This is a genomic window from Limimaricola variabilis (assembly GCF_034371605.1).
GTDB classification, from domain to species: Bacteria; Pseudomonadota; Alphaproteobacteria; order Rhodobacterales; family Rhodobacteraceae; genus Limimaricola; species Limimaricola variabilis.
The window spans coordinates 3,058,005-3,084,289 of record NZ_CP139691.1; the positions used below are offsets into that span (position 1 = coordinate 3,058,005).

A 26,285-nucleotide genomic window follows, 5' to 3' on the forward strand; every position below is an offset into this window, starting at 1 on the left:
TGACGGGGCAGGGCGGAAAGGCCCCGTGGCCCCTGCGGTCAGCGCATTTTTGCCGTATCACGATGGCTTGCGCGGTGGAGACGGCGCGCGGGCGCCGTCTCCCGGGGCCTCACTGGCCCGCATCCATGTAGCCCACGCCCTTTACATCGGCGTTCGGCGCGGTCTTTTCGCGCCGCACCAGCAGCCGGTTCACGGCGTTGATATAGGCCTTGGCGCTCGCCACCACGGTGTCGGTATCGGCCGACTGGCCGGTGGCGATGCGCCCGTCTTCCTCGAGCCGCACCGACACGGTGGCCTGCGCGTCGGTCCCCTCGGTCACCGCCGCCACCTGGTAGAGCTGCAGCCGCGCCTCGTGCGGGAACAGCGCCTTGATCGCATTGAAGGTGGCGTCCACGGGGCCGTCGCCGGTGGCGTCGACCGACTTCTCCTCGTCGTCGATGGTCAGGGTCATCTCGGCGTGCTGCGGGCCCTCGGTGCCGCAGATCACCTTGAGCGACTTGAGCCGTACCCGGTCGGAGACCGCCTCGTTCTGCCGGACCAGCGCGATCAGGTCGTCGTCGTAGACCTCCTTCTTGCGGTCGGCCAGATCCTTGAACCGCACGAAGGTGTCGTTGAGCTGGTTGTCGGCCAGCTCGAAGCCCAGCTCCTTCAGCTTGGAGCGCAGCGCCGCGCGGCCCGAATGCTTGCCCAGCGGCAGCGAGGTGCCCGACAGGCCGACATCCTCGGGACGCATGATCTCGAAGGTCTCGGCGTTCTTGAGCATTCCGTCCTGATGGATGCCGCTCTCATGCGCGAAGGCGTTCTTGCCGACGATCGCCTTGTTGAACTGCACCGGAAAGCCCGAGACGGTGGCGACGCGGCGCGAGATGTTCATGATCTTGCGGGTGTCGATGCCGGTGTCCCAGGGCAGGATGTCGTGACGCACCTTGAGCGCCATCACCACCTCTTCCAGCGCGGTGTTGCCGGCGCGCTCGCCCAGGCCGTTGATCGTGCACTCGATCTGCCGCGCGCCGCCCTCGACGGCGGCGAGGCTGTTGGCCGTCGCCATGCCCAGGTCGTTGTGGCAGTGGGTCGCGAAGATGATCTCGTCGGCGCCCGGCACTTCGGCGATCAGGCGCCGGATCAGCTGGGCGCTCTCCATCGGGGCGGTGTAGCCCACCGTGTCGGGGATGTTGATCGTCGTGGCGCCCGCCTTGATCGCGATCTCGACGACGCGGGCGAGGTAGTCCCACTCGGTCCGGGTGGCGTCCATCGGCGACCACTGCACGTTGTCGCACAGGTTGCGCGCGTGGGTCACGGTGTCGTGGATCCGCTGCGCCATCTCGTCCTTGGTCAGGTTCGGGATCGCGCGATGCAGCGGCGAGGTGCCGATGAAGGTGTGGATGCGCGGCGAGCGCGCATGTTTCACCGCCTCCCAGCAGCGGTCGATGTCCTTGTAGTTGGCGCGCGCCAGGCCGCAGATCGTCGCGTTCTTCGACTGCTTGGCGATCTCGCTCACCGCCTTGAAGTCGCCTTCGGAGGCGATCGGGAAGCCGGCTTCGATGATGTCGACGCCCATTTCGTCGAGCAGCTCGGCGATCTCCAGCTTCTCGGCATGGGTCATGGTGGCGCCGGGCGACTGCTCGCCGTCACGCAGCGTCGTGTCGAAGATCAGGACGCGGTTTTCGGGACGGGTGTCGGGGGTGGTGGTCATCTCTCAATTCCTCTCGGGTCCGGGTGCTTTCTCCGGCGCGATTGTCCCCTCTGAGCGGTCGCGCCGATGGGCACGCTCAGAGGCGAGTAAGGAGAAGGAGGGTCCGAAGCGCGGGCAGGCCCGCGGGGGACGAGAAGGTGACGTTCCGGCTCATGGGCGGGACTATATCGCCCGAATCCGCGATGAAAACCCCTAAGCGGTCAGAAGCCCCAACTCGGCATCCGAGGCCACGCGGTCGTACTTGTCGGCGGGCGGCATCGGCCGGTCGCGCCAGTCCGGCTCGAAGACGAAGCTCGACCGTTTCCGCCCCTCGGGCAGCGCGCCGTTGCCCGACCCCACGGCATAATCATAGTAGAGCTTCACGATCTGGTCGTACCGCACCTGCTGCGCGGCCGGGTGCTCCAGGCAGGCCGTGCGCCAGCGGCGGACCCGGTCGTATTCCGGCGTCTCGGGCAGGGCGAAGCCCTCGTAATGCTCGAGGAACCAGAACCGCATCATCAGCGGCGTATAGACCACCTCCGCGAGGCCGTATCCGTCGAAGAGCCAGGTGCCGTTGGGGTTGTGCCGTCGCAGCATCTCGTCCAGCCAACGGTAATGCCCGAGCAGCGCCTCGCGCTTCTCGTCCATCCTGGCCCGGTCGGTGTTCATCACGTAGAGATAGCCCGCCATGCCGAACGGCCCCTCGCGGGTGATGAACAGCCGCTCGATGCCGCGCTCGAACGGGTCGGCGCGGGCGATGCGCGGCTCGGCCCAGCGCTCCTCGACATAGCGCAGGATGACGAGGCTTTCCTTCAGGATGCCGCCAGCTTCGGTCTCCAGCACCGGCAGCGCCGTGGTGCCGCCGGTCTTCTCCAGAAGCCAGTCGGGCCGCGGCTGGGTGATGTCGATGACGTGGAAATCGACCGCTTCGGTGAGACCCTTGAGCGCGAGCAGGATCTCGACCCGCTGCGAGAACGGGCAGACCGGGATGTGGTAGATGACGGGACGGGACATGCGCCCTCCTTCCTTGCCTCGCGGCATGATGCCACGCATGGCGACGTCCGTCACGGATTGACCGGGACGCCCGCCCGCCTAGCTCGGGCCGCATGACACAGGACATGAAACGCGCGCTCGTCACCGGCGGCGCCAAGGGAATCGGGCGCGGCCTCGTCGAGCGGCTGGCCCGCGAGGGTTGGCAGGTCGCGGCGATGGATCGCGACGCGGCGGCGCTGGGCGGTCTGCCCGAGGGCGCCCGCGCGATCGAGGGCGACGTCTCGGACGAGGCCTCGGTGCGGGCCGCGATCAAGGCCACCGGCTGGGACGGGCTCGACCTGCTGGTCAACAATGCCGGGCTCGCCGGGCCGGAGGGCGGGCCGGTCGAGGAGCTGGCGCTGGACGACTGGAACGCCTGGATCGGCACCAACCTCACCGGCGCGCTGCTGATGACCAAGCATTGCGTCGCGCTGCTGCGGGCGCGTCGGGGTGCGATCGTCAACATCACCTCGACCCGCGCGCATCAATCCGAGCCGAACACCGAGGCCTATGCCGCCGCCAAGGGCGGGCTGACCGCGCTGACCCATGCGCTCGCGGTCTCGCTCGGCCCCGAGATCCGGGTCAACGCCCTCGCGCCCGGCTGGATCGTCACGACCGGCTGGGACGAGCTGCGCGAGATCGATCACGCACAGCATCCAGCAGGCCGCGCCGGCCGGCCCGAGGACGTGGCCGAAGCGGTGCTGTGGCTGGCGCAGGCGGGGTTCATGACCGGGCAGGAAGTGCTGCTCGACGGCGGCATGACCCGCAAGATGATCTATGCCGAGTGAGCGCGCCCTCGTCATCGGTGCCTCGGGCGGCATCGGCGCAGCGCTCGCCGCCGAGCTGGAGGCGCGCGGCCAAGCGGTGACGCGGCTGTCACGCCGCGATGACGGCTTCGATGCCGTCGACCCGGCCTCGGTGGAGCGGCATCTGGGGGCTCTGCAGGGGCCCTTCGACCTCATCCTCGTGGCGATCGGCATCCTCGCGCCCGAGGGGAAGGGCCCGGAAAAATCGCTCGACGCGATCGAGGCCGATCACATGGCGCAAGTGATGGCGGTCAACGCGATCGGCCCGGCGCTGATCCTGCGGCATGTGCCCCGGTTGCTCGCGCCCGGCGGGCGGGCGGGGGTGCTCTCGGCGCGGGTCGGCTCGATCGGCGACAACCGGATCGGCGGCTGGCATTCCTACCGCGCCTCGAAGGCGGCGCTGAACCAGATCGTCCATGGCGCGGCGATCGAGCTTGCGCGCCAGGACCGCGACGCGATCCTCGTGGCGCTGCATCCCGGCACGGTCGAGACCGACTTCACCGCCCGCTATGCCGGGCGCCACCGCATGGTTTCGGCCGAGGAAGCGGCGCGCAACCTGCTGCAGGTGTTGGGCAATCTCGATCCGGCGCAGTCGGGCGACTTCTGCGACTGGCGCGGCGAAGAGGTGCCGTGGTGAGGCCGGATTGCGCAGCGCGCCAGCGCCGCGCCGTATGGGCCTACTCTTCGGAAGGCGTCTCCGAGGCGTCATCCTCCGCCTCGGGCGTGTTGATCGTGTCGGGCATGTCCTCCGACGACACCTCCGGCGCATCCGGCGCCGGTGCCTCCGCCGGGACGTCCGCCTCCGAGACGGCATCGGTGCTCTCGGCTTCAGCTTCGGGCTCGGCAGGGGTCTCGGTCTCGGGTTCCGCCCCCGTTTCCGCTTCACCGGTCGTTTCGCCCGGCTGCAGCACCGGAGCAGTGCCGACGAAGGCCCCGTCGCTCCAGCCGCCTTCCTCGGTCTCGCCGGTGGCGTAGCGCATCACGCCACGGCCCTGACGGCGACCGTCGCGGAACTCTCCCTCGTAGACGTCGCCATTGGCGTAAGTGGCGATGCCTTCGCCCTCGATCTCGCCATCGACCCACTGGCCCTCATAGGTGAAGCCGTCGGGCATGGTGATCTTGCCCTGGCCGTGCCGCTGCCCGTCCTCGAAGCCGCCCTCGTAGACCGTGCCGTCGGCATAGGTGGCGACGCCCTGGCCCTCGCGCTGGCCCTCGACCCAGTCGCCCTCGTAGCTATAGCCGTCGGCATAGGTCATCCGGCCGCGCCCGTGGTTCTGGGCGGCCTTGAACTCGCCCTCGTAGACGAGCCCGTTGGCATAGGTGGCGATGCCCTGGCCCTCGATCACGCCCTGGTTCCAGTCGCCCTCGTAGGTCGAGCCGTCCGGGTAGGTGATCTTGCCGGTGCCATGCGCGAGATCGTTCTCGAATTGGCCGACATAGACCGAGCCGTCGGGGTAGGTGACCTCGCCCTGGCCCTCGATCCGGCCCTCGACCCAGGCGCCGACATAGCGGTAGCCATCGGTGCCGGTGAAGGTGCCCTGGCCGTGCCGCAGGTCGTTCTTGAACCCGCCCTCGTAGACGTCGCCATTGGCGTATTCGACCCGGCCCGTGCCCTCGCGCTTGCCGGAAACGAACGCGCCCACATAGACGTCGCCATCGGGCTGTTCGAGCCGGCCCTCGCCCTCGATCCGGCCATCCACCCAGCCGCCCTCATAGACCAGCCCGTCGGGCATGGTCAGCCGGCCCTCGCCGTCGCGCTCGCCCGAGCGCAGCATGCCCTCGTAGACCGAGCCGTCGGGATAGGTGATCTTGCCTTCGCCTTCCTTGACGCCGTTGACCCACTGGCCCTCGTAGACATAGCCGTCAGGCCCGGTCAGGGTGCCGTTGCCGTGATGCATGGCGTTGCGGAACTCGCCTTCGTAGCGGGTACCGTTGGCGTATTCGGCGATGCCGCGGCCGGTGATCTTGCCGTCTTCCCACTCGCCCTCGTAGCTGCCGCCATCGGCGAAGGTGATCCGGCCCACGCCCTCGGGCTTGCCGCGCGCGAACTGGCCCTCATAGACCGAGCCGTTGGGGAAGGTGGCGGTGCCGTCGCCGCGGATCTCGCCCTCGAACCACTCGCCGCGATACTCGTAGCCATTGGGCAGCCGGTAGCTGCCCTGGCCGTGCTGGCGACCGTTGAGGAAGGTGCCCTCGTAGACGCCGCCATCCTCGTACTGCTTGGTGGTGACCTCCTGCGCGAGGGCGACCTGCGCCTGCGCGAGACCGATCGCCGCCGCGAGAGTGAACGCGCGCATGGCTCGTGCCTGCATGACCGATTGCCCCCGATCGACGGGCCCGGTTCGACCGGCCCCTGTTTCCGCTTTCGCGGCAGAGTAGCGGCGGGTGGGGGGCAAGACAACAGCCGCGGCACCGTCGCGGCCGAGGCCGCGCGCATGTGTGACCGGGACTTGCGCCGCCCCCCGCGCTCCCTAAGTTGCGGACCGAGCAATGCGCCCGGAGGCACCATGACCGGCAACAAGACCCAACCCACGGGCGAGAGCGTCGAAGCCTTTCTCGCGGCCGTCGAGCCCGAGCGCCGGCGCGAGGACGCGCAGGCGCTCGACGCGCTGTTTCGCGAGGTGACGGGCTTCGTGCCGCAGATGTGGGGGCCGTCGATCCTGGGCTACGGCTCCTACGACTACGTCTACGACAGCGGCCGCTCGGGACGGTTTCTCGCCACCGGCTTTTCGCCTCGAAAGGCGAACCTCGTGCTCTACATCATGCCCGGCTACGACGAGGCCAACCCGATCCTCGCGCGTCTGGGCAAGTATCGGACCGGCAAGTCGTGCCTTTACATCAACAGGCTCGCCGACGTGGATCGCGGCGTTCTGGCGGAGTTGATCCGGCATGGGCTCGACCGGCTGGAGACCTTCTGGCCGGTGCATCCGATCTGAGCCGCCCCGCAAGGACCGAGATGACAGAAGACGACACGCCGCGGCCCGGCCGCTGGATTGCCATGGCCGCGCTGCTGGTGGCGGGCTTCATGAACCTGATCGACGTGACCATCGTCAATGTCGCGATCCCGTCGCTGCAGGCGGCCTTCGACGCCACCGACAGCCAGATCGAATGGGTGGTCGCGGCCTATATCCTGAGCTTCGCGCTGTTCCTGCTGCCCGCCGGTCGCCTCGGCGACGTGGTCGGTCGGCGGCGTATGTTCGTCTTGGGCGTGGTCGTGTTCACCTTGGCCTCGGCGCTGTGCGGCCTCGCGCCCGGCATCGGCGCACTGGTTGCGGCGCGGGTGCTGCAGGGCGTGGGCGGGGCGATGATGACACCGCAGACCCTGGCGCTGGTCCCGGCGCTGTTTCCCCCGCGCGAGCGCGGCGCGGCCTTCGCGTTGTTCGGCCTCTCCGCCGGTCTGGCGAGCGTCACCGGACCGGTGCTCGGCGGGTTCCTGATCGGGGCCGACATCGCCGGGCTCGACTGGCGGCCGATCTTCCTGGTCAACATCCCCGTCGGGCTGGTCGCGGTGATGGGCGCGATGCGCTTTGTGCCGAAGGTGCCGGGCGACAAGGCGCTGCGCCTCGATCTGGTCGGCATGGCGCTGGCGGGGCTGGGGCTGATGCTGCTGCTCTTCCCGCTCATCGAAGGGCGCCAGTTGGGCTGGCCGGGCTGGATCTTCGCCATGATGGCGGCGAGCCTGCCGGTCGGTGCGGGCTTCGTGCTGTGGCAGCGCCGGCAGGCGCGGCGCGGCGCGGCGCAGCTCATACCGGCGAGCCTGCTGGCCAATGCCGATTACGTCACCGGCTCCTCCCTCGCGACGCTGCTCTTCGCCGGGGTGCCGGGGTTCTTTCTGGTCTTCGCGGTGTTCCTGCAGGTCGGTCACGGGCTGACGCCGCTGCAGTCGGGCGTCACCACCATGCCCTTCTCGCTCGGCGTGCTGGGCGCCTCGCTGGTGTCGGGACGGCTCGGCACCCGCTGGCCGCGCCAGCGCATCGCCGTGGGTGCCTTGATGCTGGTCGTCGGGGTGACGGCGCTGCGGCTGCTGGTGCCGGGCGAGGACGCGGCGCTGTCGCGGCTGGCTTTCGTGGCGCCGCTCGGGCTGGCCGGGCTGGGGCTGGGCACCGCCGTTTCGCCGCTGTTCCAGACCGTGCTGGCCAATGTCGCCGACCGCGACACCGGCGCCGGGTCGGGCGCGCTGCAAAGCTTCCAGCAGGTCGGCGGTGCCCTGGGCGTGGCGGTGATGGGGCAGCTCTTCTTCGGTGCGCTGCGCGCAGGCGGCGGCTACGAGGACGCGTTGACCGCCGCGCTGTGGTTCAACGCGGCGGCCTTTCTCGCCGTGGCGATGCTGGTCTGGCGGCTGCCCGAGCCGCGTTTGGTGCCGGGGCAGAGGCCTGACGGGGCGCCCGATCCCACCCCGGCGGAGTGATCACAGCATCAGCTGGTAGGTATGGGGCATCCAGCGGAAGCCCTCGCCCTCGGCGCTGACATAGCCCAGCCCGGGGAAGGGCATGTGGTAGCCCATGACCGGCATCCGGTTCTCAGCGGCCATCGACAGCACGCGGCGGCGCGTCTCGACCGCCATCTCCTTGTCGACGTCGAAGCTGACATGCCAGTCGGGCCGGCCCACCGACCAGACATAGTGGTTGGCGAGATCGCCCATCAGCAGCAGGTCGCTCTCGCCGCCCGCAACGGTGAAGACGAGATGCCCCGGCGTGTGGCCGAAGGCCTCCATCGTGGTGAGCGGGCCCACCTGGTCGCCCTCGGCGAGGAAGTTCAGCTCGCCTTCGAGCGGGCGCACCTTGCTTTCGAAGCCCTCGTTCTCCTGGCCGGCCCAGTAGTCGAACTCGACCCGGCCGGCGTGATGCGCGGCATTGGCAAAGGTCTTCTCGCCGGCCTCGGTCATCAGCCCTCCGATATGGTCGCCATGCATGTGGGTCAGCACGACATGGGTGACGTCCGAGGGCTGCTTGCCCGCCGCTTCGAGCGCGGCGGTGATGCCGGCGGGGTCGGTGCCGGTATCGACGAGGATCACCTCGCCACCCGCCTCGATCAGCACCGGGTTGAAGAAGAACCGCGCCTTGTCCGAGGGGATGAAATGTTCGTCGCTGACCTGCGCGAAGGTCTCGTCATCGACATTGAGCCCGAAGATCGAATGCGGCTCGGGCACGACGCGGCTGCCGGCGAGCAGGTCGGTGACCTTGACGTCCCCGAGCATGAACACCCGGTGGGTCGGCAGCTCCATCTCCATGCCTTCGGCCTGTTGGGCGCGGGCGATGCGGGGCAGGCCGAGACCCGCCGCCATGGGCAGGGCCGCGCCGGCCACGAGAGCCGCGCGGCGGCTGATCGAATGGGACATGTCACCTCTCCTGTGCACTTGTGATGCTTTGGGAGGATAGGGCGCATGGCGCAGCCGCCTAGAGACGTCCCGCCTCGGGGTGGCGGATCACAGCCACCATTGGTCGATCGCGGCGATGTCGTCGTCGGACCAGCCGAAATGATGAGCGTATTCATGCACCGTCACATGCGCCACCATCTCGGCCAGCGTCACGTCGCCCCGCTCGGCCCATTCGTCGAGGATCGGGCGGCGGAACAGCCAGACCACGTCCGGCCCCTGCGGCACGTCCCAGTTCGATTTTTCGGTCATCGGGATGCCGTCATAAAGCCCGGTCAGGTCGAAGGCCTCCATCTGCATCTGCTCGAGAATGTCGTCGGGCGCGAAGTCCACGACCCGCAACGCCACCTCGGCGGCCGCCTTGCGGAACGGCTCGGGCAGGGTGGCCACGACATGGCGCGCGATCGCCTCGATCTCCTCGAGAGAGGGAGCGAGCGGGCTTTGGGCGAAGGGGTCGGGCAACTGGTCCATGGCCCCCGATATGGACAAAACGCCGCCCTTGTGAAAGAGCCGTCGCGAACAGGAGAGCCCCATGACCACGACCCGTTTCGCCCCGTCCCCCACCGGTTGGCTGCATATCGGCAACCTGCGCGCCGCGCTGTTCAACCATGCCATCGCGCGGCAGCAGGGCGGCGAGTTCATCCTGCGCATCGACGACACCGACCAGGAACGCTCCAAGCCCGAATATGTCGACGGCATCCTCGAGGCGCTCGATTGGCTCGGCATCACCCATGACCGGGTGGAGCGGCAATCCGACCGGATGGAGCGCTACACGGCGGCGCGTGAGAAGTTGGTGGCCGACGGGCGGCTCTACGAATGCTTCGAGACCCCGACCGAGCTCGACCTCAAGCGCAAGAAGCAGCTCAACATGGGCAAGCCGCCGGTCTATGACCGCGCCGCGCTGGACCTGTCCGACGCCGAGAAGGACCGCCTGCGCGCCGAGCGCGGCAGCCATTGGCGCTTCAAGCTCGACCGCGAGCGGATCGAGTGGGAGGACGGCATCCTCGGGCCGATCTCGATCGACGCCGCGAGCGTGTCGGACCCGGTGCTGATCAAGGAAAGCGGTCAGGTGCTCTACACCTTCGCCTCCTCGGTCGACGACGCCGAGATGGGCATCACCGACGTGGTGCGCGGCTCGGACCACGTGACCAACACCGCGACCCAGATCCAGATCATCCGCGCGCTGGGCTACGAGCCGCCGCGCTTCGCGCATCACTCGCTGCTCACTGGCCCGCAGGGCGAGGCGCTGTCGAAGCGGCTCGGCACGCTGAGCTTGCGCGACCTCAAGGCCGCGGGCATCGAGCCGATGGCGATCCTGAGCCTGATGGCACGGCTGGGCTCCTCGCAGCCCGTCGAGCTGCGCCAGACGCCTTCGGAGGTGATCGAGGGCTTCGACATTGCCACCTTCGGCTCGGCACCGACCAAGTTCGACCCCGCCGATCTGGAGCCGCTGACCGCGCGCTGGCTGTCGCAGCAGCCGCTGTCAGAGGTCGCCGAGGACGTGCGTGCGGCGGGCGTGCCCGACGATCTGGCCGAGGCGTTCTGGGCCACGGTGCGCGGCAACCTCAAGACCCGCGCCACCATCACCGAATGGTGGGCGGTGTTCCGCGACGGTACGGCGGGCCGGGCCGAGCCCGAAGATGCCGAGTTCGTGGCGCAGGCGCTGGGGATGCTGGGCGAGCCGCCCTATGGCCCGGACACCTGGAAATCCTGGACCGATGCCGTGAAGGCGGAAACCGGCCGCAAGGGCAAGGGGCTGTTCCTGCCGCTGCGCCGCGCCGTCACCGGCATGGATCACGGTCCGGAGATGACCGATGTCATGGCTCTGATGCAGGTCAAGCCGCAGGTCTGACCGCAAGCTTTCGGCTTCGGCTCCCGCTCCGGGGCTGGACCCGGACCGGCCATGCCATACCTCCCGCCTCTGACGAGATGGGAGAACGGCCATGCGCGACTGCGTCATCGTGGGCGGTGGCCCGGCGGGACTGACCGCCGGGATCTACCTCGCACGCTTTTTGCGCGACACGGTGCTGTTCGATGCCGGAAGGCCGCGCGCGCACCGCATCCCGCGCACCCGCAACCTGCCGGGCTATCCCGAAGGCGTCGAGGGGCCGGAGCTTCTGTCCCAGATCCGCGGCCAGCTCGCCCATTACGAGGGGCGCGAGGTCGAGATCCGCCGCGAGGCGGTGACCGGCGCGCGTCGGATCGAAGGCGGGTTCAGGGTCGAGGCCGAGGGCGGTGCGGTCGAGGCGCGCAGCCTGATCCTCGCCACCGGCGTCACCAACCGTCCGCCGCGCATCCCCGAGGCGCTGCATGACGAGGGGGTGGCGCGCGGGCTGATCCGCTACTGCCCGATCTGCGACGCCTACGAGGTGCGCGGCCAGAAGGTCGCGATCCTCGGCTCCGGACCCCACGCGGTGGCCGAGGGACGCTTCGTGCGTCACTACACCGACGACGTGACCGTGGTGCGGCCCGAGCACGCGCCGCTCGACGATGACGGCGAGCGGGCGCTCGCGCAGGCGGGGCTGAAGATCCTGCCCTCGCATCGCCGCGACATCCGGCTCGACGGTGATGCCATCGTCATCGAGATGGAGGATGGTCGCGTCGCGCGCTTCGACACGCTCTACGTGGCGCTCGGGACCGACCCGCATTCCGACCTCGCGCAGGCGCTGGGCGCGGATCTGACCGAGGCGGGCTGCATCCTCGTCGATCCGCATTGCGAAACCAGCGTCGAGGGGCTCTTCGCGATCGGCGACGTGGTCGCCGGGCTCGACCAGATCGCCTATGGCATGGGCCACGCCGCCGTCGCGACGACGGCGATCCATAACCGGCTGCTCGGCGCCTAGTCCTGCGCCCGCAGCACCTGCGCCGGGCGCACCCTGAGCGGCCGCCAGGCAAAGGCCAGCCCGGCCAGCAGGCTCGCCAGCGCCCCGCCCAGAACGATGCCGATGGCCGAGGGCCAGATCACCGCGAAATCGGTCTCCATGACGAAGCGCGCCACCGCCCAGCCGCCCAGAACCCCCGCGCCGAGCGCCACCAGACCGGCCGCCGCGCCCAGAAGCGCCGCCCGCAGCGCAAAGCTCGCGAGGATGCGGCGGCGCGAGGCGCCCAGCGTCTTGAGGATCGCCGCCTCGTAGCTGCGCGACCGCTCGCCCGCCGCCGCCGCGCCGATCAGCACCAGGAAGCCGGTGAGCAGGGTCGCCGCGGCGCCGTAGCGGGTGGCGGCGGCGATGCCGTCGACCACCCGGGTGACCTGCGCGATGGCGTCGCGTACCCGGATCGCGGTGATGTTGGGATAGGCATCGGCGAGGTCGCGCAGGATCGCCGCCTCGGCCGCTTCCTCGGCATAGACCGTGGCGATCCAGCTATGCGGCGCACCGGCCAGCGCCGAAGGGTTCATCGACATCACGAAGGCGATCGCGGCCGAGCCGAAATCGACGCGCCGCAGATTGGCGATGGTCGCGGTCACGTCGCGGCCCAGCACGTTGACGGTGATCTCGTCGCCGATCCCGAGGCCGATCTCCAGCGCCTCCTCCTCGGCAAAGCTCACAAGCGGCGGGCCAGAATAATCGGCATCCCACCATTCGCCTGCGACGATGTCCTCGTCGTCGGGCGGGGTCGCGGAATAGGTCAGGCCCCGGTCGCCATGCAGCACCCAGTGATCGGCCACCTCGCGGGCGGGGCGGCCATTGATGCCCGAGACGATGCCCCGAAGCATCGGCGCGCTGTCGACCCGGCTCACCTGGCTGTCACCGTCGAGCCGCGCGCGGAAGCCCTCGATCTGGTCGGGCTGGATATCGACGAAGAAATAGGCCGGCGCCACCTCGGGCAAATCATCGGTGATGGCGCGGCGCAGATTGCCGTCGATCTGGCCGACGGCGGCCAGCACCGACAGGCCGAGGCCCAGCGACAGCACCACCGAGCCGGTCTCGCCGCCGCGCTTGCCGATCGCGCCCAGCGCCAACCTGAGGCCGGGCCGACCGCGCGCCGCGCGGCCCGCCCGCCGGGCCAAGGCCTGCACGCCGAGCGCCGCCAGCGCCAGAAGCGCCAGCGCCGCCGCGATCGAGCCCGCGGTCGACAGGGTCAGCTTCCAGGTGCCCGAGAACAGCACCGCCGATCCGATCAGCACCGCCAGCAGCCCGAGGATCGCCCCCATGTAGCGCCGCCGCGGCAGCGCCCGGCCCGCGCCCATCGCGTCTCGAAACAGCGTCGCGGCGCGCACGTTCTCGGTCCGCGCCAGCGGCCAGAGCGTGAAGATCCCGGCCACCAGCGCCCCGTAGAGCGCCGCCTCGATCAGCGGGCGGGGGTAGAGGCCGAACTCGGCCGGGATCGGCAGCCGGGCGGTGATCACCGGCGCCAGAAGCAGCGGCGCGAGGATGCCCAGCGCCAGCCCGAGCACGAGGCCGAGGATCGTGAGTGCCCCGATCTGGAAGAAATAGGTGAGGAAGATCGTGCTGCGCGTCGCCCCCAGCGTCCGGAGCGTCGCGATGGTCGCGGTCTTGCCCGACAGATAGGCGCGCACCGCAGCCGAGATGCCGACGCCGCCCACCGCCAGCCCCGACAGCCCGATCAGCACCAGAAACGAGCCCAGCCTGTCGATGAAACGTTCGGTGCCGCCCGCGCCGCGCCGGGCGTCGCGCCAGCGCAGCCCGCTGCCCTCGAAGCGGCCCTCCGCCTCGTCCTCGAGCGCCTGCAGATCGGCGCCTTGGGGCAGGTCGAGCCGGTAGGCGGTGGAGAACAGCGTGCCCTCGGCCAGAAGACCCGATTCCGACAAATCCTCGCGCAGAACGAGGCTGCGCGGACCGAAGTCGAAACCGCCTGCCGCGCTGTCGGGGTAGCGTGCCAGCACCGCCATCAGCACGAAATCCTGCGTGCCGAGCCGGACCCGGTCGCCCGGCGCCAGTGCCAGCCGGTCGGTGAGCGCCCGCTCCATGACGATCCCGGGCAGGCCGCCCGTTCCCGCGAAGGCCGCGTCGAGCGGCATCTCGGGCTCCAGCCGGACCTGGCCCACCAGCGGGTAGGCATCGTCGACGGCGCGGATCTGGGTCAGCGCGCGCTCGGTCTCCCCGTCTCGCGCGACCACTGCCATGGAGCGGAAATCGACCACCTCCGAGACGGTGTCGGCCACGCCCTGCATCCAGGCCAGCTCGGTCGCGTCGGCATAACGGTAGGTTAGCTCGATCTCGGCGTCACCGCCGAGGATCGCGGCGCTTTCGCGCTCGAGCCCGGCCTGGATCGCCGAGCGGACCATGCCGACGGCGGCGATGGCGGCGACGCCAAGCGCGAGGCAGGCGAGAAAGATGCGAAACCCCCGCAGGCCCCCGCGCAGCTCGCGCCGGGCGAGGCGGGCGGCGAGGCGGGCGCTCATGCCGCCACCCGCCCGTCCATCAGCCGCACCACCCGGTCGCAGCGCTCCGCGAGCTCGGGCGCATGGGTGACCATCACCAGCGTCGCGCCGTGCCGGTCGCGCAGGTCGAACAGCAGGTCCATGATCGCCGCGCCATTGGCGGCGTCGAGATTGCCGGTCGGCTCGTCCGCCAGCAGGATGCGCGGATGCGGCGCCGTGGCGCGGGCGAGCGCGACGCGCTGCTGCTCGCCGCCCGAGAGCTGACCGGGGTAATGGCCGGCGCGGTGGCCCAGCCCAACGGCGGCGAGCTGCGCCTCGGCGCGCTCATGCGCGTCGCGGTGGCCCGCCAGCTCAAGAGGAATTGCGACGTTTTCCAGCGCTGTCATGGTCGGGATCAGGTGGAAGGACTGGAACACCACCCCCATATTGTCTCGGCGGAACCGGGCCAGAGCGTCCTCGTCCAGCGCGGTGAGGTCGTGGCCCAGCGCCGCGACGGTGCCGCCGGTGGCGCGCTCCAGCCCGCCCATGAGCATGAGGAGAGACGACTTGCCTGACCCACTCGGACCCACCAGCCCCAGCGTCTCGCCCGGGCGCACGTCGAGCGTGATCCCGTGCAGGATCTCCACCGGCCCGGCATTGCCCGACAGCGTCAGCTCGGCTTCCTTGAGGGAGAGAACGGGGTCGGTCATGCTGAGGGCCTTTCGTCGCACACGCCCCGAGCGATATGGGGCCGGGGGCATGATGCGCAAGCTGATCCTGGCGCTGCCAATCGTCGCGGCCCCGCTCGCGGCGCAGGCGGGCGAGGTGGTGATCGCCGCGCTGGGCGACAGCTTGACGGCGGGCTACGGGCTGCCGCAGGGCGAGGGGCTGGTGCCGCAGCTGCAGGCCTGGCTCGACGAGGCGGGGGCCGAGGTGCGTCTGATCAATGCGGGCGTGTCGGGCGACACCTCGGCGGGCGGTCTGGCGCGGGCCGACTGGACGCTGACCCCCGAGGTCGACGCGATGATCCTGGCGCTGGGCGGCAACGACTATCTGCGCGGGCTCGACCCCGAGGAGATGGCGCGCAATCTCGACGGCATTCTGGGCAAGGCCGAGGCGGTGGGGGTCGAGACGCTGCTCGTCGGGATCAAGGCGGGATCGAATTACGGCCCCGATTACGCGGCCGCCTTCGATGCCGCCTATGCCGATCTGGCCGAGACGCATGACGTGCCGCTCTATCCGGATTTCTTCGCGCCGCTGCAGGCGGACGGGGAGGGGGTCGAGGCGGCGCGGCGGGCCTATCTGCAGGCCGACGGGCTGCATCCCAACGCCGATGGCGTGGCGCGGATCGTCGAGGAGATCGGCCCGCTGGTGCGCGATCTGGCCGAAAGCGCGCGGGCGGAGTGATCCGGCCCGCATGGGCCGGGGCCCATGTGAAACGGGCGCGGCCCCGGCCGCGCCCGTCTCGGAAATCAGGTGCGAAGCGGCCCCGCGGGGCCGGCCTCTTACATCGGCTTGAGGTTCACCGCCGATTCGCGGCCGTCGCGGCCGGCTTCGATGTCGAAGCTGATCTTCTGGTTGTCGGCGAGGCCGGTCAGGCCCGAACGCTCAACGGCGGAAATGTGGACGAAGACGTCCTTCTTGCCGCCATCGGGCGCGATGAAGCCATAGCCTTTGGTGGTGTTGAACCATTTCACGGTGCCGGTAGCCATCGTGCTGTCTTCCTTAACAAGTATCCGCTCGCGGAATTGCAGCGGTGTCGGCTCTGTCAGTGCTGATCGAGGGACTGAGGCCGTAAAGGAGACAGTGGTCGATAGAGGTAACGTCGCCTTGTCCAGTTAACCCGAATCAGCCAGAAAATCAATTCGCATTCGGGCGCGACGCCGGGCGGATCGGCGGCTCTTTGCGCGTCCCGTCCACCCCGTCGGCGCCCTCGGAAGGAGCGCTATGGAAAGCGAGATCTGCCTGTGGCGCCACGACGGTTCGGTCGAGGTCGTGCATCGCGGCACCGGCCGCATCGAGGCGCCGAACTGGTGCGCCGATGGCAGCCTTCTGGTGAATGCCGAAGGGCGGCTGTGGCGGCTCGACCCCGGCGCGGACCGCCTCACGCCGGTCGAGACCGGCTTTGCCACCCAGCTCAACAACGACCACGTACCATCGCCGGACGGACAGGTGATCGCGATCTCCGACAAGGCCGAGACTGGCGCCTCTTGCATCTATCTGGTACCGGCGGCGGGAGGCGCGCCACGCAGGCTGACCGCGCAGCTGCCGTCGTGGATGCATGGCTGGAGCCCCGACGGGCGGCGGGTGGTCTATGCCGGCGCCCGGGATGGCGGGCCGGTGGGGATCTACCTCGCCGAAATCGAAACCGGGGATGAGACCTGCGTGACGGCGGTCTTCGATCATGCCGACGGGCCGGATTTCTCGGCCGATGGGCGCTGGATCTGGTTCAACGGCGAACGTGACGGCGCGGTCGACATCTGGCGCATCCGGCCCGACGGCACCACGCCCGAGCGGATGACCGACGGCCCAGGCGTCAACTGGTTTCCGCACCCGTCACCGGACGGGCGGCACGTCGTGCATCTGCGTTACCCCCCCGGCACCCAAGGCCATCCGGCCGACCTCGATGTCGCGCTGTGGCTGCTGCCGCAGGCGGGTGGGGAAGGGCGCGAGATCGTCCGCTTCCGGGGCGGGCAGGGCAGCCTCAACGTGCCCTGCTGGGCGCCGGACTCGTCCGCCTTCGCCTTCGTGCGGTACCCTGCATGAGCACGGGATGGCCCAAGGCCCGGGCCGGGCAGGCGATCGGGCTGCTCGGCGGGTCGTTCGATCCGGCCCATGAGGGGCACATGGCAATCACGCTGGAGGCGATCCGCCGGTTCCGCCTCGACCGGGTGTGGTGGATGGTCAGCCCGGGCAATCCCCTGAAGGCGCGCGGCCCGGCGCCGATGGCGCGGCGCATCGCCCAGGCCGAACGGGTCGCGCAGCACCCGAAGATCCGCGTGACCGACATCGAAGCGCGGCTCGGCACGCGCTATACCGCGCAGACGATCGCCCGGTTGACGGCGCGCTATCCGGGCGTCGATTTCGTCTGGCTGATGGGGGCCGACAACCTCGTACAGCTGCATCGCTGGCAGGATTGGCGGCGCATCGTCGAGAGCGTCCCGATGGGCGTCTTCGCGCGGCCCGGCGACCGGCTGGCGGCGCGGCTGTCGCGGGCGGCGCGGGTCTATCGCGGCGCGCGGCTGCCGATGCACGCGGCCGAGGGGCTGGCGCGCGCCCCGGCCCCGGCCTGGTGCTTCGTGAACCTGCCGATGTCTGCGGCGTCGTCGACCGCGATCCGCGCCGAAGGCGGTTGGCCGCAGGGCGCAGGAAAACTTGCGAAACCATGAGGCGCAGGGCGTTGCCGAACGCGCGCGGCGCGCTCTATCTATCGGACATGAAAGCACGACTGACCCGACGCGGGCTGCTGATCGGCGGCCTATCGATGACCGCCTCGGCTGCCATGGCGCAGCCGCTCACTTCGCTGCGGCCGCAGGCCCGGCCGGACGGCGCGGTGGCGCTCGACGCCGCGCCTTCGGGGCTGCGCCCGCGGCTGCGCGATTCCACCGCGCAGTTCGTCGAGGAGGCGCGGCTCGGAGGGCGCACCGGCTTCGTCGCGCTCGACGCCCGCTCGGGCGAAATCCTAGACCAGCATGACGCCTATACGCGGCTGCCGCCCGCCTCTGTGGCCAAGGCGGTCACCGCGCTCTACGCGCTCGAGGCGTTGGGGGGCGATTACCGCTTCGAGACCACCCTCGTGGCCACCGGTCCGATCGAGAACGGCATCATCCAGGGCGATTTGGTGCTGGCCGGGACGGGCGATCCGACGCTCGACACCGATGCGCTGGCCGAGATGGCGCTTGAACTCAAGGCGCTGGGCGTGCGCGGCGTGGCGGGCGGCTTTGCGGTCTGGGGCGGCGCGCTGCCGCAGCAGAGCCAGATCGACCCGGTGCAGCTGCCGCATCTGGGCTACAACCCCGCCGTTTCGGGGCTCAACCTCAATTACAACCGCATTTATTTCTCCTGGGCGCGGTCGAGCGGCGGCTACGAGCTGACGCTCGACGCGCGGGGCACCGACACCCGTCCCGTGGTCGATATCGCGACGATGGAAGCGGTGGATCGCGGCACGCCGGTTTACACTTACGCGCAGCAGAACGGCGTCGATGTCTGGACCGTCGGTCGCCGCTATCTCGGCGACAGCGGCGCGCGCTGGCTGCCGGTGCGGCGCCCGGCGCTTTATGCGGGACAGGTCTTCGCCGCTCTCGCCGAGGATCAGGGGATCGAGCTGGGCACAGTGTCCGAGGCGTCCTCGGCCCCGAACGGCACGGTGCTGGTGCGCCACCAGAGCGCCGATCTCACCAAGCTGATCCGCGACATGCTGCTCTATTCGACCAATCTGATCGCCGAGCAGATCGGCCTTGCCGCCAGCGTGGCGCGCGGCACCGGCGTCACCGATCTGCCGGGCTCGGGCCGGGCGATGTCGGATTGGGTCGAGGCGCGTTTCGGCGCGGCGCCGGATCTGGTGGACCATTCCGGACTCGGCGGCGCGTCGCGGATCTCGGCGATGCAGATGGCCAAGATCCTCGCCACGCCGCAGGCGCGGCGCGATCTGAAGCCGTTGCTCAAGTCGATCCGCCTCTACGGCCCGCGCGGCGAGGCGCTGGCCCGTCCGCCGGGGGTGGTGGTGGCCAAGACCGGCACGCTCAATTTCGTCAGCGCGCTTGCGGGATACGAGCGCACGATGGGCGGGCGCGACATCGCCTTCGCGATCTTCTCGGGCGACGTGGCGCGCCGGATCGACGCGCAGGACGAGGAGGAGGAACGCCCCGAGGGCGCGCGCGCCTATAACGGCCGCGCCAAGTGGCTGCAGCAGCGGCTGCTGCAGCGCTGGGGCATCGCCTACGCGGCGGAGGGGGCGGTCAACTAGATCCGCGCGCCGCGCCCGCGCGGCCCCATGAAGAACCACACGATCAGGCCGAGCACTGGCAGGATCAGGATGGCGAGCGTCCAGACCACCTTCTTGCCCGTGCTGGCCGAGGAGGTGATGACGTTCCAGATGGCGTAGAGATCGAGCAGGAAGACGATCAGACCGAAGATCCGCATGGGCGTGCCCTTTCATGGCTGTTGCCCGTGAAACGCTCCGCCCCGCCTGCCGGGTCCCTCCGCCCAGTCCCGCTCAGACGGTCAGGTGCCGGGCCCGCGCGCCGCGCTCGATCGCCGCGGCGTGCAGCCGGTCGATCGACAGCTCGTAGCGGATCTCCTCGAGCATCCGGCCCTCGCCCTCGGTGACGTTGCCGTCGGCGGCCGCCACGTCGCAGGCCAGCGCATAGGCGGTCTCGTAGAGCCGCTCGGGCAGCGCCTCGCGGATCAGCCCGAACAGCGCGTCGAGCCCGTCCTCCTGCTCGAGCAGGTCGAACACCGTGTTCGAGATCTCAGACAGGTCGTCGCCGTAATCGGCGAAGACCGGCAAGTGGTTGACCATGTTGGTGATCTTCACCAGCTCGGAGGTGCGGATCGTTTCATCCGACGCCGAGACGGCGATCATCAGCGCCACCAGCGCATCCTGCGCGGTCAGAGAAGGGGTGTCGCTCATGGGTCTTGCTCCTTGCATTCACGGGCCAATTTATTGACGCCGTGACCCCCCCGCAATAGGAGAGCCGGGATCATTCCCAAGAGGTGACACGATGTCCGAACTGCGCGACGCAGCGATGCAGAGCAAGGCCTGGCCCTTCGAAGAGGCGCGCGCGCTGCTCAAACGTCTGAACGGCAAGGACCCCGAGAAGGGGTATGTCCTGTTCGAGACCGGCTACGGGCCGTCGGGTCTGCCGCATATCGGCACCTTCGGCGAGGTGCTGCGCACCACGATGATCCGCCGCGCCTTCGAGGCGATCTCGGACATCCCGACGCGGCTGGTCTGCTTCTCGGACGATCTCGACGGCATGCGCAAGGTGCCCGAGAACGTGCCCCAACAGGAGATGATGCACGAGAACCTGCAGCGGCCGCTGACCTCCGTACCCGATCCCTTCGGCACGCATGACAGCTTCGGCGGGCACAACAACGCCATGCTGCGCCGGTTCCTTGACACCTTCGGCTTCGAGTACGAGTTCGTCTCGGCGACCGAGTTCTACCGGGCGGGCAAGTTCGACGACACGCTGCGCCTGGCCGCCGAGCGCTATGACGACATCATGGCGATCATGCTGAAATCCTTGCGCGACGAGCGGCGCGAGACCTATTCGTGCTTCCTGCCGATCCACCCGGAGACCGGCCGCGTGCTCTACGTGCCGATGAAGCATGTCGACGCCAAGGAGCACACCGTCACCTTCGATGACGAGGACGGGCGCGAATGGACCCTGCCGGTCACCGGCGGCAACGTGAAGCTGCAGTGGAAGCCCGATTTCGGCGCCCGCTGGGCCGCGCTCGGCGTCGATTTCGAGATGTATGGCAAGGACCACTCGACCAACACGCCGATCTATGACGGCATCTGCAAGGTGCTGGGCGGCCGCGCGCCGCACCACTTCACCTACGAGCTGTTCCTCGACGATCAGGGCCAGAAGATCTCCAAGTCCAAGGGCAACGGCCTGACCATGGACGAGTGGCTGAGCTACGCCTCGACCGATAGCCTAAGCTACTTCATGTATCTCAAGCCCAAGACCGCAAAGCGGATGCATTTCGACGTCATCCCCAAGATGGTCGACGAGTATCACCAGCAGCTGCGCGCCTATCCGGGCCAGGACCTCAAGGCGCAGCTGGCGAACCCGGTGCACCACATCCACCAGGGCGACGTGCCCGCCTCGGACATGGTGGTGCCGTTCCAGATGCTCTTGAACCTCGTCTCGGTGTCGGGTGCCGAGGACAAGGACACGCTGTGGGGCTTCATCCGGCGCTACGCGCCCGAGGCCGCGCCCGAGACGCATCCGGGGCTCGACGCGGCGGCGGGCTTCGCGATCCGCTACTACGAAGACCGCGTGAAGCCGACCAAGACCTACCGCGCGCCGACCGAAGAGGAGCGCGCCGCGCTCGAGGATCTGCGCGCGCGGCTTGCCGCGTGGCAGGGCGGGGCGGATGCCGACGGGCTGCAATCCGAGGTCTTCGCGGTCGGTCGCGAGCGGCAGTTCGAGCCGATGCGCGACTGGTTCAAGGCACTCTACGAGATCCTGCTGGGTGCCTCCGAAGGGCCGCGCTTCGGCGGTTTCATCGCGCTGTACGGCGTCGAGAACACGGTCGCGCTGATCGACCGGGCGCTCGCGGGCGAGTTGGCGGGCTAACGCGCCCCGGCGGTTTCACGCCGCCACAGCCGCCACAGCGCGACGAGGCGCGCGGCGGTCTCCCCGGGCGGCGCGCCGAACAGCCGGCGCGCCACCGGCAGCGCCTCGGCGGCGAGATCGGCCTGCCGCCGGGCGGCCAGCGCCGTCAACGCGGCGCGTGCGGTCTCGTCGCGGGGGAGTTCCCGCGCGGCGAGATGGGCGCAGAGCGCGTCGAGATCGTGGTGATCGCCGATCAGGTCGCCCAGCCGTTTCGCCTGCTTTTCGCGCGCGCCGATCAGCGCCGGCCACGCCGGGCGCAACAGCTTCATATGGGCGCGGTGATCCTTGGCGCGCTTGCGCAGCTCGTGCAGCCTCGCCGCATCGGGGGCCTTTTCGGCCGCCGCGAGCGCGCGCGCGGCGCGGGCCAGCGACCGCTCCAGCCCCTCGTGGAGCAGCACGCGCCCTTTCCCTTCGATCCGCCAATGCCCGGCCCGTTCGCCCATCTGCTCCAGCGCGGCACGCAGGGCCGCGAGTTCGGCTTCGCCGCCATTCTGAGCGGCGCGGGCCTCGCGGGTGAGCGCCGCGCGCAGCCCGGCATAGGCGCGGCGGTCGATCTCGTTGGCGTAATGGGTCGTCAACTTGTCGAAGCTGTCGAGCCGCGCCTGCGCGTCGCGATGCCCCGACAGCGCCCGCGCGGCGTCGCGCAGAGCGCGGTTCTCTGCCGTAAAGGCCGAGAGGCCGGGGCGCATCAGCCGCAGCAGCGCGCGCGCTTTCTTGGTGTCCTTGCGCAGCGCGTGGATCGCCTCCTCCATGTCGGCCTCCGCCGCGTGCCCGGCCGCGCGCGCGCCACGCTCCGCCAGCACCCGCCGCAGGCCGGTCTTGAGCGAGCCATCCTCGGGCGCGATGCGGAAACCCATGATCTCTCCAATACGTGATGGAACCAAACGCCTGTCTTTTCAGCTGGTTCCTGCTCGCGCCGGTTGGGGTGCGAGGGGGAATGACCTGCTCCGCGCCTCGAGCGCGACGCGCGGGACGAGAACGAGATGGGACGGATCATGCGGACGAAGTTGGTGGGGCTGGTGCTCGCGCTTGTGGTGGCTGGCGCGGCATTGGCGCAGCAGGGCGGGGCCCAGGATGCGATCAGGTCGGTGATCGAAGACCAGCTCGGCGATTTCACGGCGCGCGATGTCGAAGGCGCCTATGACCATGCCAGCGACACGATCCAGAACCAGTTCGGCAACGCCGATACGTTCGGCCGGATGGTCAAGCAGGGCTACCCGATGGTCTGGGACAACGACAGCGCCCGCTTTCTCGACCTTGAGGAGCGCGAGGGCGTCTGGTTCCAGAGGGTGCTAATCCGCGACGGGCGCGGCGTGCCGCACTTGCTCGACTACCGGATGATCGAGACCGCCGAGGGTTGGCGCATCGACGGGGTGATGCTGCTCGCCGGGCCGGAATTCGGCGTCTGATCGCCGTTGCGGCCGCACGGTGCGGCCGCGGCTTCTTCATTTCCTGTGGCTATACCTGCCCTCCGTCCGGGGGCCGCGGCTCCCGGGCCCGGACCGGGCGGAGCGGAGGAGCGGCGGGCAGGGGGGCCGCGTCGCCGCCGCTCCGCCCCAGCGACAGGGGGCCTGCCATGCCGATCACCGACGCCTTGATGCCGACGCCGTATTCCGCCGGGCTGGAGGTCTGGTCGAGCGGCGACGGCACGCCCGGATCGGACACCTACGCGCAGTCCGGCGCGGGGGTCTTCGTGCCGGCCGATCAGGATTTCGGCGGCGCGCTGGAAATCCTCAAGACCGCCGCCGTGCAGAAGCTGCGCTACATGGGCGAAACGCCGATCCTGCCGGGGCTCTACCTGCGGGTCACGGCGCGGGTGAAGGCGCTGGCCGGGGCGTTGCCCTCGGTGCGGGTGGCCGGTTGGGCCGGGCGACCGGGCGGTGGGGCGCTGGGCGGGATCGTCACCGCCGGGCCGGAGGTACCGCTCACCGCCTATGGCGCGGTGGTGGAGCTGTCGGCGATCATCGGGCCGGGCGGGTTGCCGGGCGTCGATCTGGTCTGGACCGGCGCCGATCGCGGCCATCTGGGCGTCGACCTGACCGGGCCGTCGGGTGGGGTGGTGCGGATCGACGATCTGGTGATCGAGGATGTCAGCCATCTGTTCGCCGCCGATCTGGCCGGGCTGGTCGATGTCCGCGACTACGGCGCGCGGGGCGACGGCACCGGTGACGACGCGGCGGCCTTCGAGGCGGCCGATGACGCGGCGGCGGGCCGGACCGTGCTGGTGCCCGAGGGGCGCTACCGGCTGGCCTCCAACGTGACCATCCGCAGCCATGTGCGCTTCGTCGGGACGGTGGAGCCCGTCGGCGCGACCAAGCTGATCCTGCAGCGCGATTTCCGCTTCGGGGCCTATCTCGACGCGCTCGGCAATGAGGAGCTGGCCTTCGCCAAGGCCTTTCAGGCGCTGCTGAGCTTCTCGGACCACGATTCCCTCGACCTCGAAGGGCGGCGCATCGGCCTGTCGAAGCCCTTCGACATGGCCGCCGCCGTGCCCGACCGGGAAACCTTCGCCACCCGCCGGGTGATCCGGAACGGGCAGTTCCAGCCGATCGACGGCGCAGCCTGGACGCCCGCAGTCGTCCGCGCCCAAGCCAGCTATGCGCCGGCCAACCCGACCCGGCTCGACAACGTGGCCAATGTCTCGGCCATCGCGCCGGGCAGCCTCGTCACCGGCAACGGGGTGGGGCGCGAGGTCTATGTGAAGGCGGTCGATATCGGCAATCGGCGGATCACGTTGAGCCAGCCGCTCTTCGACGCCGAGGGGGTGCAGGAATTCACCTTCACGCGGTTTCGCTACCTGATCGACTTCTCGGGCTTCAAGGATCTCAGCCAGTTCGTTTTCGACGACATCGAGTTCCAGTGCAACGGCGTGGCCTCAGGCATCATCCTGCCGCCCGCCGGGCTGACCTTTCACCTGCGCGACTGCTTCGTGACCAAGCCGCGCGACCGCGGCCTGACCTCGCATGGCGGCGGCTGCCAAGGGATGATGATCGACCGCTGCCAGTTCCTGTCAAACGAGCAGGGCCTCCCGGTGGAGCAGCGGAAGACGCTGTGCTTCAACGCCAACGCCAACGACGTGAAGATCCGCGACAGCCGGATCGTGCTGTTCGAGCATTTCTGCGTGCTGGCCGGCACCGGCAACCTGATCGCGAACAACCACTGGTTCCACGGCGACTCGCTCTCGGACGGGGTCCGCAAGGGCGGGATCATCCTCACCCGGCCGAACCCGGCGACGCTGATCGTCGGCAACTACATCGACAACAACTTCATCGAGTGGAGCAACGAGCACGACGAGAGCCCTAGCCTCGGCCAGCAGTTCAGCTTCGGCGGGCTGACCGTGTCGGGCAACATATTCATCGCGACCGACGTGGCGCGCTGGTTCAACTGGATCGTGGTCAAGCCGCGCGGGCCGGGGCATTTCATCCACGGGCTGCACGTGACCGGCAACGTGTTCCGCACCTTCAACGGCTATGTCGACCGGGTGGAGCGGGTCGACACCAGCTTCGCCGATCTCGATTACGGGCGGATGCGCGACATCACCTTCACCGGCAACGCCTTTCACGGCATCAACCAGCCGGTACGCAACCCCGCAAGCCTCACCGCCGAGCGCAGCTCCCCCGAAAGGGTCTGGGTGGTACCGACCGCGCCGCATCTGCCGTTCCTCGGCCGGGCGCGGGTGGTCGAGGCGGCGCTGCCTGAGGGGCGGCTGGCCGACGCGAGAGGCGATGCGGTCTACGAACAGCCTTGGCTCGACACGGAATATGGCGGCGACAGGCGCAGCTTCCGGATCGTGTTCGACACGCCGGTGAGCGGGCGAATGCGATGCAGCGTGCGCATGGACCGCCCGGAATGAGGGTGGGCCGGGAACCGCGGCGGGGGGCTGCGCGTCGTCTGGTGTCAGCCCGCGATCCGCGGGCGTTTTCTCGGAGCGGAAGATGAGCAAGATGGCGACCCCGGCCGAATTGGTGCGCACTTCGATGACCTTCTGGACCCTGATGGCCGAGACCCAGGCCGTGATGGCCTATCGGCTGATGGGCATGGCGGGCCTCTGGTCGGTCACCGGCGGCGAGAACAACCGCATGGTCGACGAGAAGGTCCCGGCCTTCGCCGAGGCGATGGTGGCGGGCAACCGCGCGCTGTGGTCCGGCAAGAGGCCCGACCAGGTCGCGCTGGCGACGATGCTGCCGCTGCAGCGCCGCACCGCCTCCAACAACAAGCGGCTGGCGCGGCGCGGGCCGAACTTTCTGACCCTTCCGCGCTAAGCGGCCGGTTTCCGCCGGCCCGCCGAGCGCGCCGGAACGGGGCCATGGGGGAGTGGGTTTTATGCGGCGACCCAGCCCCCAACCAAGGTGCACGTGATGCAGAACCCGTTTTTCGAGCTGCCCCTGCAGATGTGGCAGACCAGTACCCGGATGTGGATGTCGGCCCTCGACACGCAGATGTCGATGATGCGGGCCTTTCTCCCGCAGGCCCTGCAGGAGCAGGCCGAGGAAGTGGGCGAGGCCGCCCGCGACATGACCGAGGCCAGCGGCAAGGGCGTCGACTTCGCGGCGCAGGCGGCGAAGAGCCTGGCCGAGGGCGGCAAGGACGGCGCCCGATCGAGTGTCCCGGTGTAGTCGAAAACTTGTCTGACCATGCATGGCGGCCCGTCCCCCGGACGGGCCGTTTCCTTGTGCGGCGCACGGTCCGGTCCCCAGATGGCTTGGCGCGTTTTGATAGCCGGCAAGGCGGACAA

General features: G+C 69.6%; 26 protein-coding genes. 15 read left to right on the forward strand and 11 right to left on the reverse strand.

Annotated features, from left to right (window positions below; translation table 11 throughout):
* Positions 1-109 precede the first annotated feature (109 nt).
* The gene (locus T8T21_RS15260; protein ID WP_183471021.1) at positions 110-1,693 is read right to left on the reverse strand and encodes a 2-isopropylmalate synthase; all 1,584 of its coding nucleotides are present in this window, start codon (positions 1,691-1,693) and stop codon (positions 110-112) included.
* 192 nt (positions 1,694-1,885) lie between these two features.
* Entirely contained in the window at positions 1,886-2,686 is an 801-nt protein-coding gene (locus tag T8T21_RS15265; protein WP_322336217.1) for a glutathione S-transferase family protein, read from the reverse strand.
* 92 nt (positions 2,687-2,778) lie between these two features.
* On the opposite strand from T8T21_RS15265, the gene T8T21_RS15270 reads away from it, so the two are divergent.
* Together T8T21_RS15270 and T8T21_RS15275 are read left to right on the forward strand one after the other, a co-directional pair.
* The gene (locus T8T21_RS15270) at positions 2,779-3,492 is read left to right on the forward strand and encodes an SDR family oxidoreductase (protein ID WP_322336218.1); all 714 of its coding nucleotides are present in this window, start codon (positions 2,779-2,781) and stop codon (positions 3,490-3,492) included.
* A complete protein-coding gene (locus T8T21_RS15275; protein ID WP_322336219.1) occupies positions 3,482-4,147 on the forward strand; it encodes an SDR family NAD(P)-dependent oxidoreductase in 666 nt (221 codons plus the stop codon). The genes T8T21_RS15270 and T8T21_RS15275 overlap by 11 nt, the downstream gene beginning before the upstream one ends.
* A gap of 40 nt (positions 4,148-4,187) precedes the next feature.
* Here T8T21_RS15275 and T8T21_RS15280 read toward each other — a convergent pair whose 3' ends face one another.
* On the reverse strand, positions 4,188-5,807 hold the full coding sequence (locus T8T21_RS15280) for an MORN repeat-containing protein (protein WP_322336220.1): 1,620 nt from the start codon (positions 5,805-5,807) through the stop codon (positions 4,188-4,190).
* Positions 5,808-6,017: 210 nt separating this feature from the next.
* Between T8T21_RS15280 and T8T21_RS15285 the strand changes: the two genes are divergently transcribed.
* Together T8T21_RS15285 and T8T21_RS15290 are read left to right on the forward strand one after the other, a co-directional pair.
* Positions 6,018-6,446 carry a DUF1801 domain-containing protein gene (locus tag T8T21_RS15285; protein ID WP_183471011.1) on the forward strand — a complete coding sequence of 143 codons (429 nt, stop codon included), beginning with the start codon at positions 6,018-6,020 and terminating at the stop codon, positions 6,444-6,446.
* A gap of 20 nt (positions 6,447-6,466) precedes the next feature.
* Positions 6,467-7,918, forward strand: coding sequence for an MFS transporter (locus T8T21_RS15290; RefSeq protein WP_322336221.1), 1,452 nt, complete (start codon positions 6,467-6,469; stop codon positions 7,916-7,918).
* On the opposite strand, the gene T8T21_RS15295 is transcribed toward T8T21_RS15290, so the two are convergent.
* Both T8T21_RS15295 and T8T21_RS15300 read right to left on the reverse strand, forming a co-directional pair.
* Positions 7,919-8,848: an MBL fold metallo-hydrolase gene (locus tag T8T21_RS15295; protein ID WP_322336222.1), complete on the reverse strand. Its 930-nt coding sequence runs from the start codon at positions 8,846-8,848 to the stop codon at positions 7,919-7,921.
* Positions 8,849-8,935: 87 nt separating this feature from the next.
* The gene (locus T8T21_RS15300) at positions 8,936-9,355 is read right to left on the reverse strand and encodes a metallopeptidase family protein (RefSeq protein ID WP_183471005.1); all 420 of its coding nucleotides are present in this window, start codon (positions 9,353-9,355) and stop codon (positions 8,936-8,938) included.
* 61 nt (positions 9,356-9,416) lie between these two features.
* On the opposite strand from T8T21_RS15300, the gene gltX reads away from it, so the two are divergent.
* Positions 9,417-10,736, forward strand: a complete 1,320-nt coding sequence (gltX, locus tag T8T21_RS15305) for a glutamate--tRNA ligase (protein WP_322336223.1) — start codon at positions 9,417-9,419, stop codon at positions 10,734-10,736.
* 91 nt (positions 10,737-10,827) lie between these two features.
* The gene (locus T8T21_RS15310; protein ID WP_322336224.1) at positions 10,828-11,727 is read left to right on the forward strand and encodes an NAD(P)/FAD-dependent oxidoreductase; all 900 of its coding nucleotides are present in this window, start codon (positions 10,828-10,830) and stop codon (positions 11,725-11,727) included.
* On the opposite strand, the gene T8T21_RS15315 is transcribed toward T8T21_RS15310, so the two are convergent.
* Positions 11,724-14,249: an ABC transporter permease gene (locus tag T8T21_RS15315; protein ID WP_322336225.1), complete on the reverse strand. Its 2,526-nt coding sequence runs from the start codon at positions 14,247-14,249 to the stop codon at positions 11,724-11,726. The two genes, T8T21_RS15310 and T8T21_RS15315, sit on opposite strands and share 4 nt — an antisense overlap.
* Positions 14,246-14,917: an ABC transporter ATP-binding protein gene (locus T8T21_RS15320; protein WP_183470997.1), complete on the reverse strand. Its 672-nt coding sequence runs from the start codon at positions 14,915-14,917 to the stop codon at positions 14,246-14,248. The genes T8T21_RS15315 and T8T21_RS15320 overlap by 4 nt, the downstream gene beginning before the upstream one ends.
* 49 nt (positions 14,918-14,966) lie before the next feature.
* On the opposite strand from T8T21_RS15320, the gene T8T21_RS15325 reads away from it, so the two are divergent.
* Complete coding sequence (locus T8T21_RS15325; protein ID WP_322336226.1) at positions 14,967-15,614, forward strand: arylesterase; 648 nt, start codon at positions 14,967-14,969, stop codon at positions 15,612-15,614.
* 98 nt (positions 15,615-15,712) lie between these two features.
* On the opposite strand, the gene T8T21_RS15330 is transcribed toward T8T21_RS15325, so the two are convergent.
* Positions 15,713-15,919: a cold-shock protein gene (locus T8T21_RS15330; protein WP_085895532.1), complete on the reverse strand. Its 207-nt coding sequence runs from the start codon at positions 15,917-15,919 to the stop codon at positions 15,713-15,715.
* A 235-nt stretch (positions 15,920-16,154) separates the two neighbouring features.
* Between T8T21_RS15330 and T8T21_RS15335 the strand changes: the two genes are divergently transcribed.
* Genes T8T21_RS15335 through dacB form a run of 3 tightly spaced genes read left to right on the forward strand, consistent with a single transcriptional unit; the run spans position 16,155 to position 19,173 of the window.
* Entirely contained in the window at positions 16,155-16,973 is an 819-nt protein-coding gene (locus T8T21_RS15335; RefSeq protein ID WP_322336227.1) for a TolB family protein, read from the forward strand.
* Entirely contained in the window at positions 16,970-17,596 is a 627-nt protein-coding gene (locus T8T21_RS15340; RefSeq protein ID WP_322336228.1) for a nicotinate-nucleotide adenylyltransferase, read from the forward strand. The genes T8T21_RS15335 and T8T21_RS15340 overlap by 4 nt, the downstream gene beginning before the upstream one ends.
* Before the next feature lie 47 nt (positions 17,597-17,643).
* Complete coding sequence (dacB, locus tag T8T21_RS15345) at positions 17,644-19,173, forward strand: D-alanyl-D-alanine carboxypeptidase/D-alanyl-D-alanine endopeptidase (protein ID WP_322336229.1); 1,530 nt, start codon at positions 17,644-17,646, stop codon at positions 19,171-19,173.
* On the opposite strand, the gene T8T21_RS15350 is transcribed toward dacB, so the two are convergent.
* Together T8T21_RS15350 and T8T21_RS15355 are read right to left on the reverse strand one after the other, a co-directional pair.
* The gene (locus T8T21_RS15350; protein WP_322336230.1) at positions 19,170-19,349 is read right to left on the reverse strand and encodes a PLD nuclease N-terminal domain-containing protein; all 180 of its coding nucleotides are present in this window, start codon (positions 19,347-19,349) and stop codon (positions 19,170-19,172) included. The genes dacB and T8T21_RS15350 overlap by 4 nt on opposite strands.
* A 73-nt stretch (positions 19,350-19,422) precedes the next feature.
* The gene (locus T8T21_RS15355) at positions 19,423-19,839 is read right to left on the reverse strand and encodes a tellurite resistance TerB family protein (protein WP_322336231.1); all 417 of its coding nucleotides are present in this window, start codon (positions 19,837-19,839) and stop codon (positions 19,423-19,425) included.
* A 91-nt stretch (positions 19,840-19,930) separates the two neighbouring features.
* On the opposite strand from T8T21_RS15355, the gene T8T21_RS15360 reads away from it, so the two are divergent.
* The gene (locus tag T8T21_RS15360) at positions 19,931-21,511 is read left to right on the forward strand and encodes a lysine--tRNA ligase (RefSeq protein ID WP_322336232.1); all 1,581 of its coding nucleotides are present in this window, start codon (positions 19,931-19,933) and stop codon (positions 21,509-21,511) included.
* Here T8T21_RS15360 and T8T21_RS15365 read toward each other — a convergent pair.
* Positions 21,508-22,407: a CHAD domain-containing protein gene (locus tag T8T21_RS15365; protein WP_322336233.1), complete on the reverse strand. Its 900-nt coding sequence runs from the start codon at positions 22,405-22,407 to the stop codon at positions 21,508-21,510. The genes T8T21_RS15360 and T8T21_RS15365 overlap by 4 nt on opposite strands.
* A gap of 138 nt (positions 22,408-22,545) precedes the next feature.
* Between T8T21_RS15365 and T8T21_RS15370 the strand changes: the two genes are divergently transcribed.
* The 4 genes from T8T21_RS15370 to T8T21_RS15385 all read left to right on the forward strand — a co-directional run bounded on the left by T8T21_RS15370 (position 22,546) and on the right by T8T21_RS15385 (position 26,166).
* Positions 22,546-22,959: a DUF4864 domain-containing protein gene (locus T8T21_RS15370; RefSeq protein ID WP_183470981.1), complete on the forward strand. Its 414-nt coding sequence runs from the start codon at positions 22,546-22,548 to the stop codon at positions 22,957-22,959.
* 167 nt (positions 22,960-23,126) lie between these two features.
* The gene (locus T8T21_RS15375) at positions 23,127-25,403 is read left to right on the forward strand and encodes a glycosyl hydrolase family 28-related protein (RefSeq protein WP_322336234.1); all 2,277 of its coding nucleotides are present in this window, start codon (positions 23,127-23,129) and stop codon (positions 25,401-25,403) included.
* An 82-nt stretch (positions 25,404-25,485) separates the two neighbouring features.
* Positions 25,486-25,812, forward strand: a complete 327-nt coding sequence (locus T8T21_RS15380) for an antifreeze protein (protein WP_246391126.1) — start codon at positions 25,486-25,488, stop codon at positions 25,810-25,812.
* 96 nt (positions 25,813-25,908) lie between these two features.
* Positions 25,909-26,166 carry a hypothetical protein gene (locus T8T21_RS15385; RefSeq protein WP_183470977.1) on the forward strand — a complete coding sequence of 86 codons (258 nt, stop codon included), beginning with the start codon at positions 25,909-25,911 and terminating at the stop codon, positions 26,164-26,166.
* The last annotated feature ends 119 nt before the right edge of the window (positions 26,167-26,285 follow it).

What these genes read in the sequence shown, in the direction of transcription:
- T8T21_RS15260 (WP_183471021.1), bottom strand. Translation starts at nt 1,693, where the DNA reads ATGACCACCACCCCCGACACCCGTCCCGAAAACCGCGTCCTGATCTTC.
- T8T21_RS15265 (WP_322336217.1), bottom strand. Translation starts at nt 2,686, where the DNA reads ATGTCCCGTCCCGTCATCTACCACATCCCGGTCTGCCCGTTCTCGCAG.
- T8T21_RS15270 (WP_322336218.1), top strand. Translation starts at nt 2,779, where the DNA reads ATGACACAGGACATGAAACGCGCGCTCGTCACCGGCGGCGCCAAGGGA.
- T8T21_RS15275 (WP_322336219.1), top strand. Translation starts at nt 3,482, where the DNA reads ATGCCGAGTGAGCGCGCCCTCGTCATCGGTGCCTCGGGCGGCATCGGC.
- T8T21_RS15280 (WP_322336220.1), bottom strand. Translation starts at nt 5,807, where the DNA reads ATGCGCGCGTTCACTCTCGCGGCGGCGATCGGTCTCGCGCAGGCGCAG.
- T8T21_RS15285 (WP_183471011.1), top strand. Translation starts at nt 6,018, where the DNA reads ATGACCGGCAACAAGACCCAACCCACGGGCGAGAGCGTCGAAGCCTTT.
- T8T21_RS15290 (WP_322336221.1), top strand. Translation starts at nt 6,467, where the DNA reads ATGACAGAAGACGACACGCCGCGGCCCGGCCGCTGGATTGCCATGGCC.
- T8T21_RS15295 (WP_322336222.1), bottom strand. Translation starts at nt 8,848, where the DNA reads ATGTCCCATTCGATCAGCCGCCGCGCGGCTCTCGTGGCCGGCGCGGCC.
- T8T21_RS15300 (WP_183471005.1), bottom strand. Translation starts at nt 9,355, where the DNA reads ATGGACCAGTTGCCCGACCCCTTCGCCCAAAGCCCGCTCGCTCCCTCT.
- gltX (WP_322336223.1), top strand. Translation starts at nt 9,417, where the DNA reads ATGACCACGACCCGTTTCGCCCCGTCCCCCACCGGTTGGCTGCATATC.
- T8T21_RS15310 (WP_322336224.1), top strand. Translation starts at nt 10,828, where the DNA reads ATGCGCGACTGCGTCATCGTGGGCGGTGGCCCGGCGGGACTGACCGCC.
- T8T21_RS15315 (WP_322336225.1), bottom strand. Translation starts at nt 14,249, where the DNA reads ATGAGCGCCCGCCTCGCCGCCCGCCTCGCCCGGCGCGAGCTGCGCGGG.
- T8T21_RS15320 (WP_183470997.1), bottom strand. Translation starts at nt 14,917, where the DNA reads ATGACCGACCCCGTTCTCTCCCTCAAGGAAGCCGAGCTGACGCTGTCG.
- T8T21_RS15325 (WP_322336226.1), top strand. Translation starts at nt 14,967, where the DNA reads ATGATGCGCAAGCTGATCCTGGCGCTGCCAATCGTCGCGGCCCCGCTC.
- T8T21_RS15330 (WP_085895532.1), bottom strand. Translation starts at nt 15,919, where the DNA reads ATGGCTACCGGCACCGTGAAATGGTTCAACACCACCAAAGGCTATGGC.
- T8T21_RS15335 (WP_322336227.1), top strand. Translation starts at nt 16,155, where the DNA reads ATGGAAAGCGAGATCTGCCTGTGGCGCCACGACGGTTCGGTCGAGGTC.
- T8T21_RS15340 (WP_322336228.1), top strand. Translation starts at nt 16,970, where the DNA reads ATGAGCACGGGATGGCCCAAGGCCCGGGCCGGGCAGGCGATCGGGCTG.
- dacB (WP_322336229.1), top strand. Translation starts at nt 17,644, where the DNA reads ATGAAAGCACGACTGACCCGACGCGGGCTGCTGATCGGCGGCCTATCG.
- T8T21_RS15350 (WP_322336230.1), bottom strand. Translation starts at nt 19,349, where the DNA reads ATGCGGATCTTCGGTCTGATCGTCTTCCTGCTCGATCTCTACGCCATC.
- T8T21_RS15355 (WP_322336231.1), bottom strand. Translation starts at nt 19,839, where the DNA reads ATGAGCGACACCCCTTCTCTGACCGCGCAGGATGCGCTGGTGGCGCTG.
- T8T21_RS15360 (WP_322336232.1), top strand. Translation starts at nt 19,931, where the DNA reads ATGTCCGAACTGCGCGACGCAGCGATGCAGAGCAAGGCCTGGCCCTTC.
- T8T21_RS15365 (WP_322336233.1), bottom strand. Translation starts at nt 22,407, where the DNA reads ATGGGTTTCCGCATCGCGCCCGAGGATGGCTCGCTCAAGACCGGCCTG.
- T8T21_RS15370 (WP_183470981.1), top strand. Translation starts at nt 22,546, where the DNA reads ATGCGGACGAAGTTGGTGGGGCTGGTGCTCGCGCTTGTGGTGGCTGGC.
- T8T21_RS15375 (WP_322336234.1), top strand. Translation starts at nt 23,127, where the DNA reads ATGCCGATCACCGACGCCTTGATGCCGACGCCGTATTCCGCCGGGCTG.
- T8T21_RS15380 (WP_246391126.1), top strand. Translation starts at nt 25,486, where the DNA reads ATGAGCAAGATGGCGACCCCGGCCGAATTGGTGCGCACTTCGATGACC.
- T8T21_RS15385 (WP_183470977.1), top strand. Translation starts at nt 25,909, where the DNA reads ATGCAGAACCCGTTTTTCGAGCTGCCCCTGCAGATGTGGCAGACCAGT.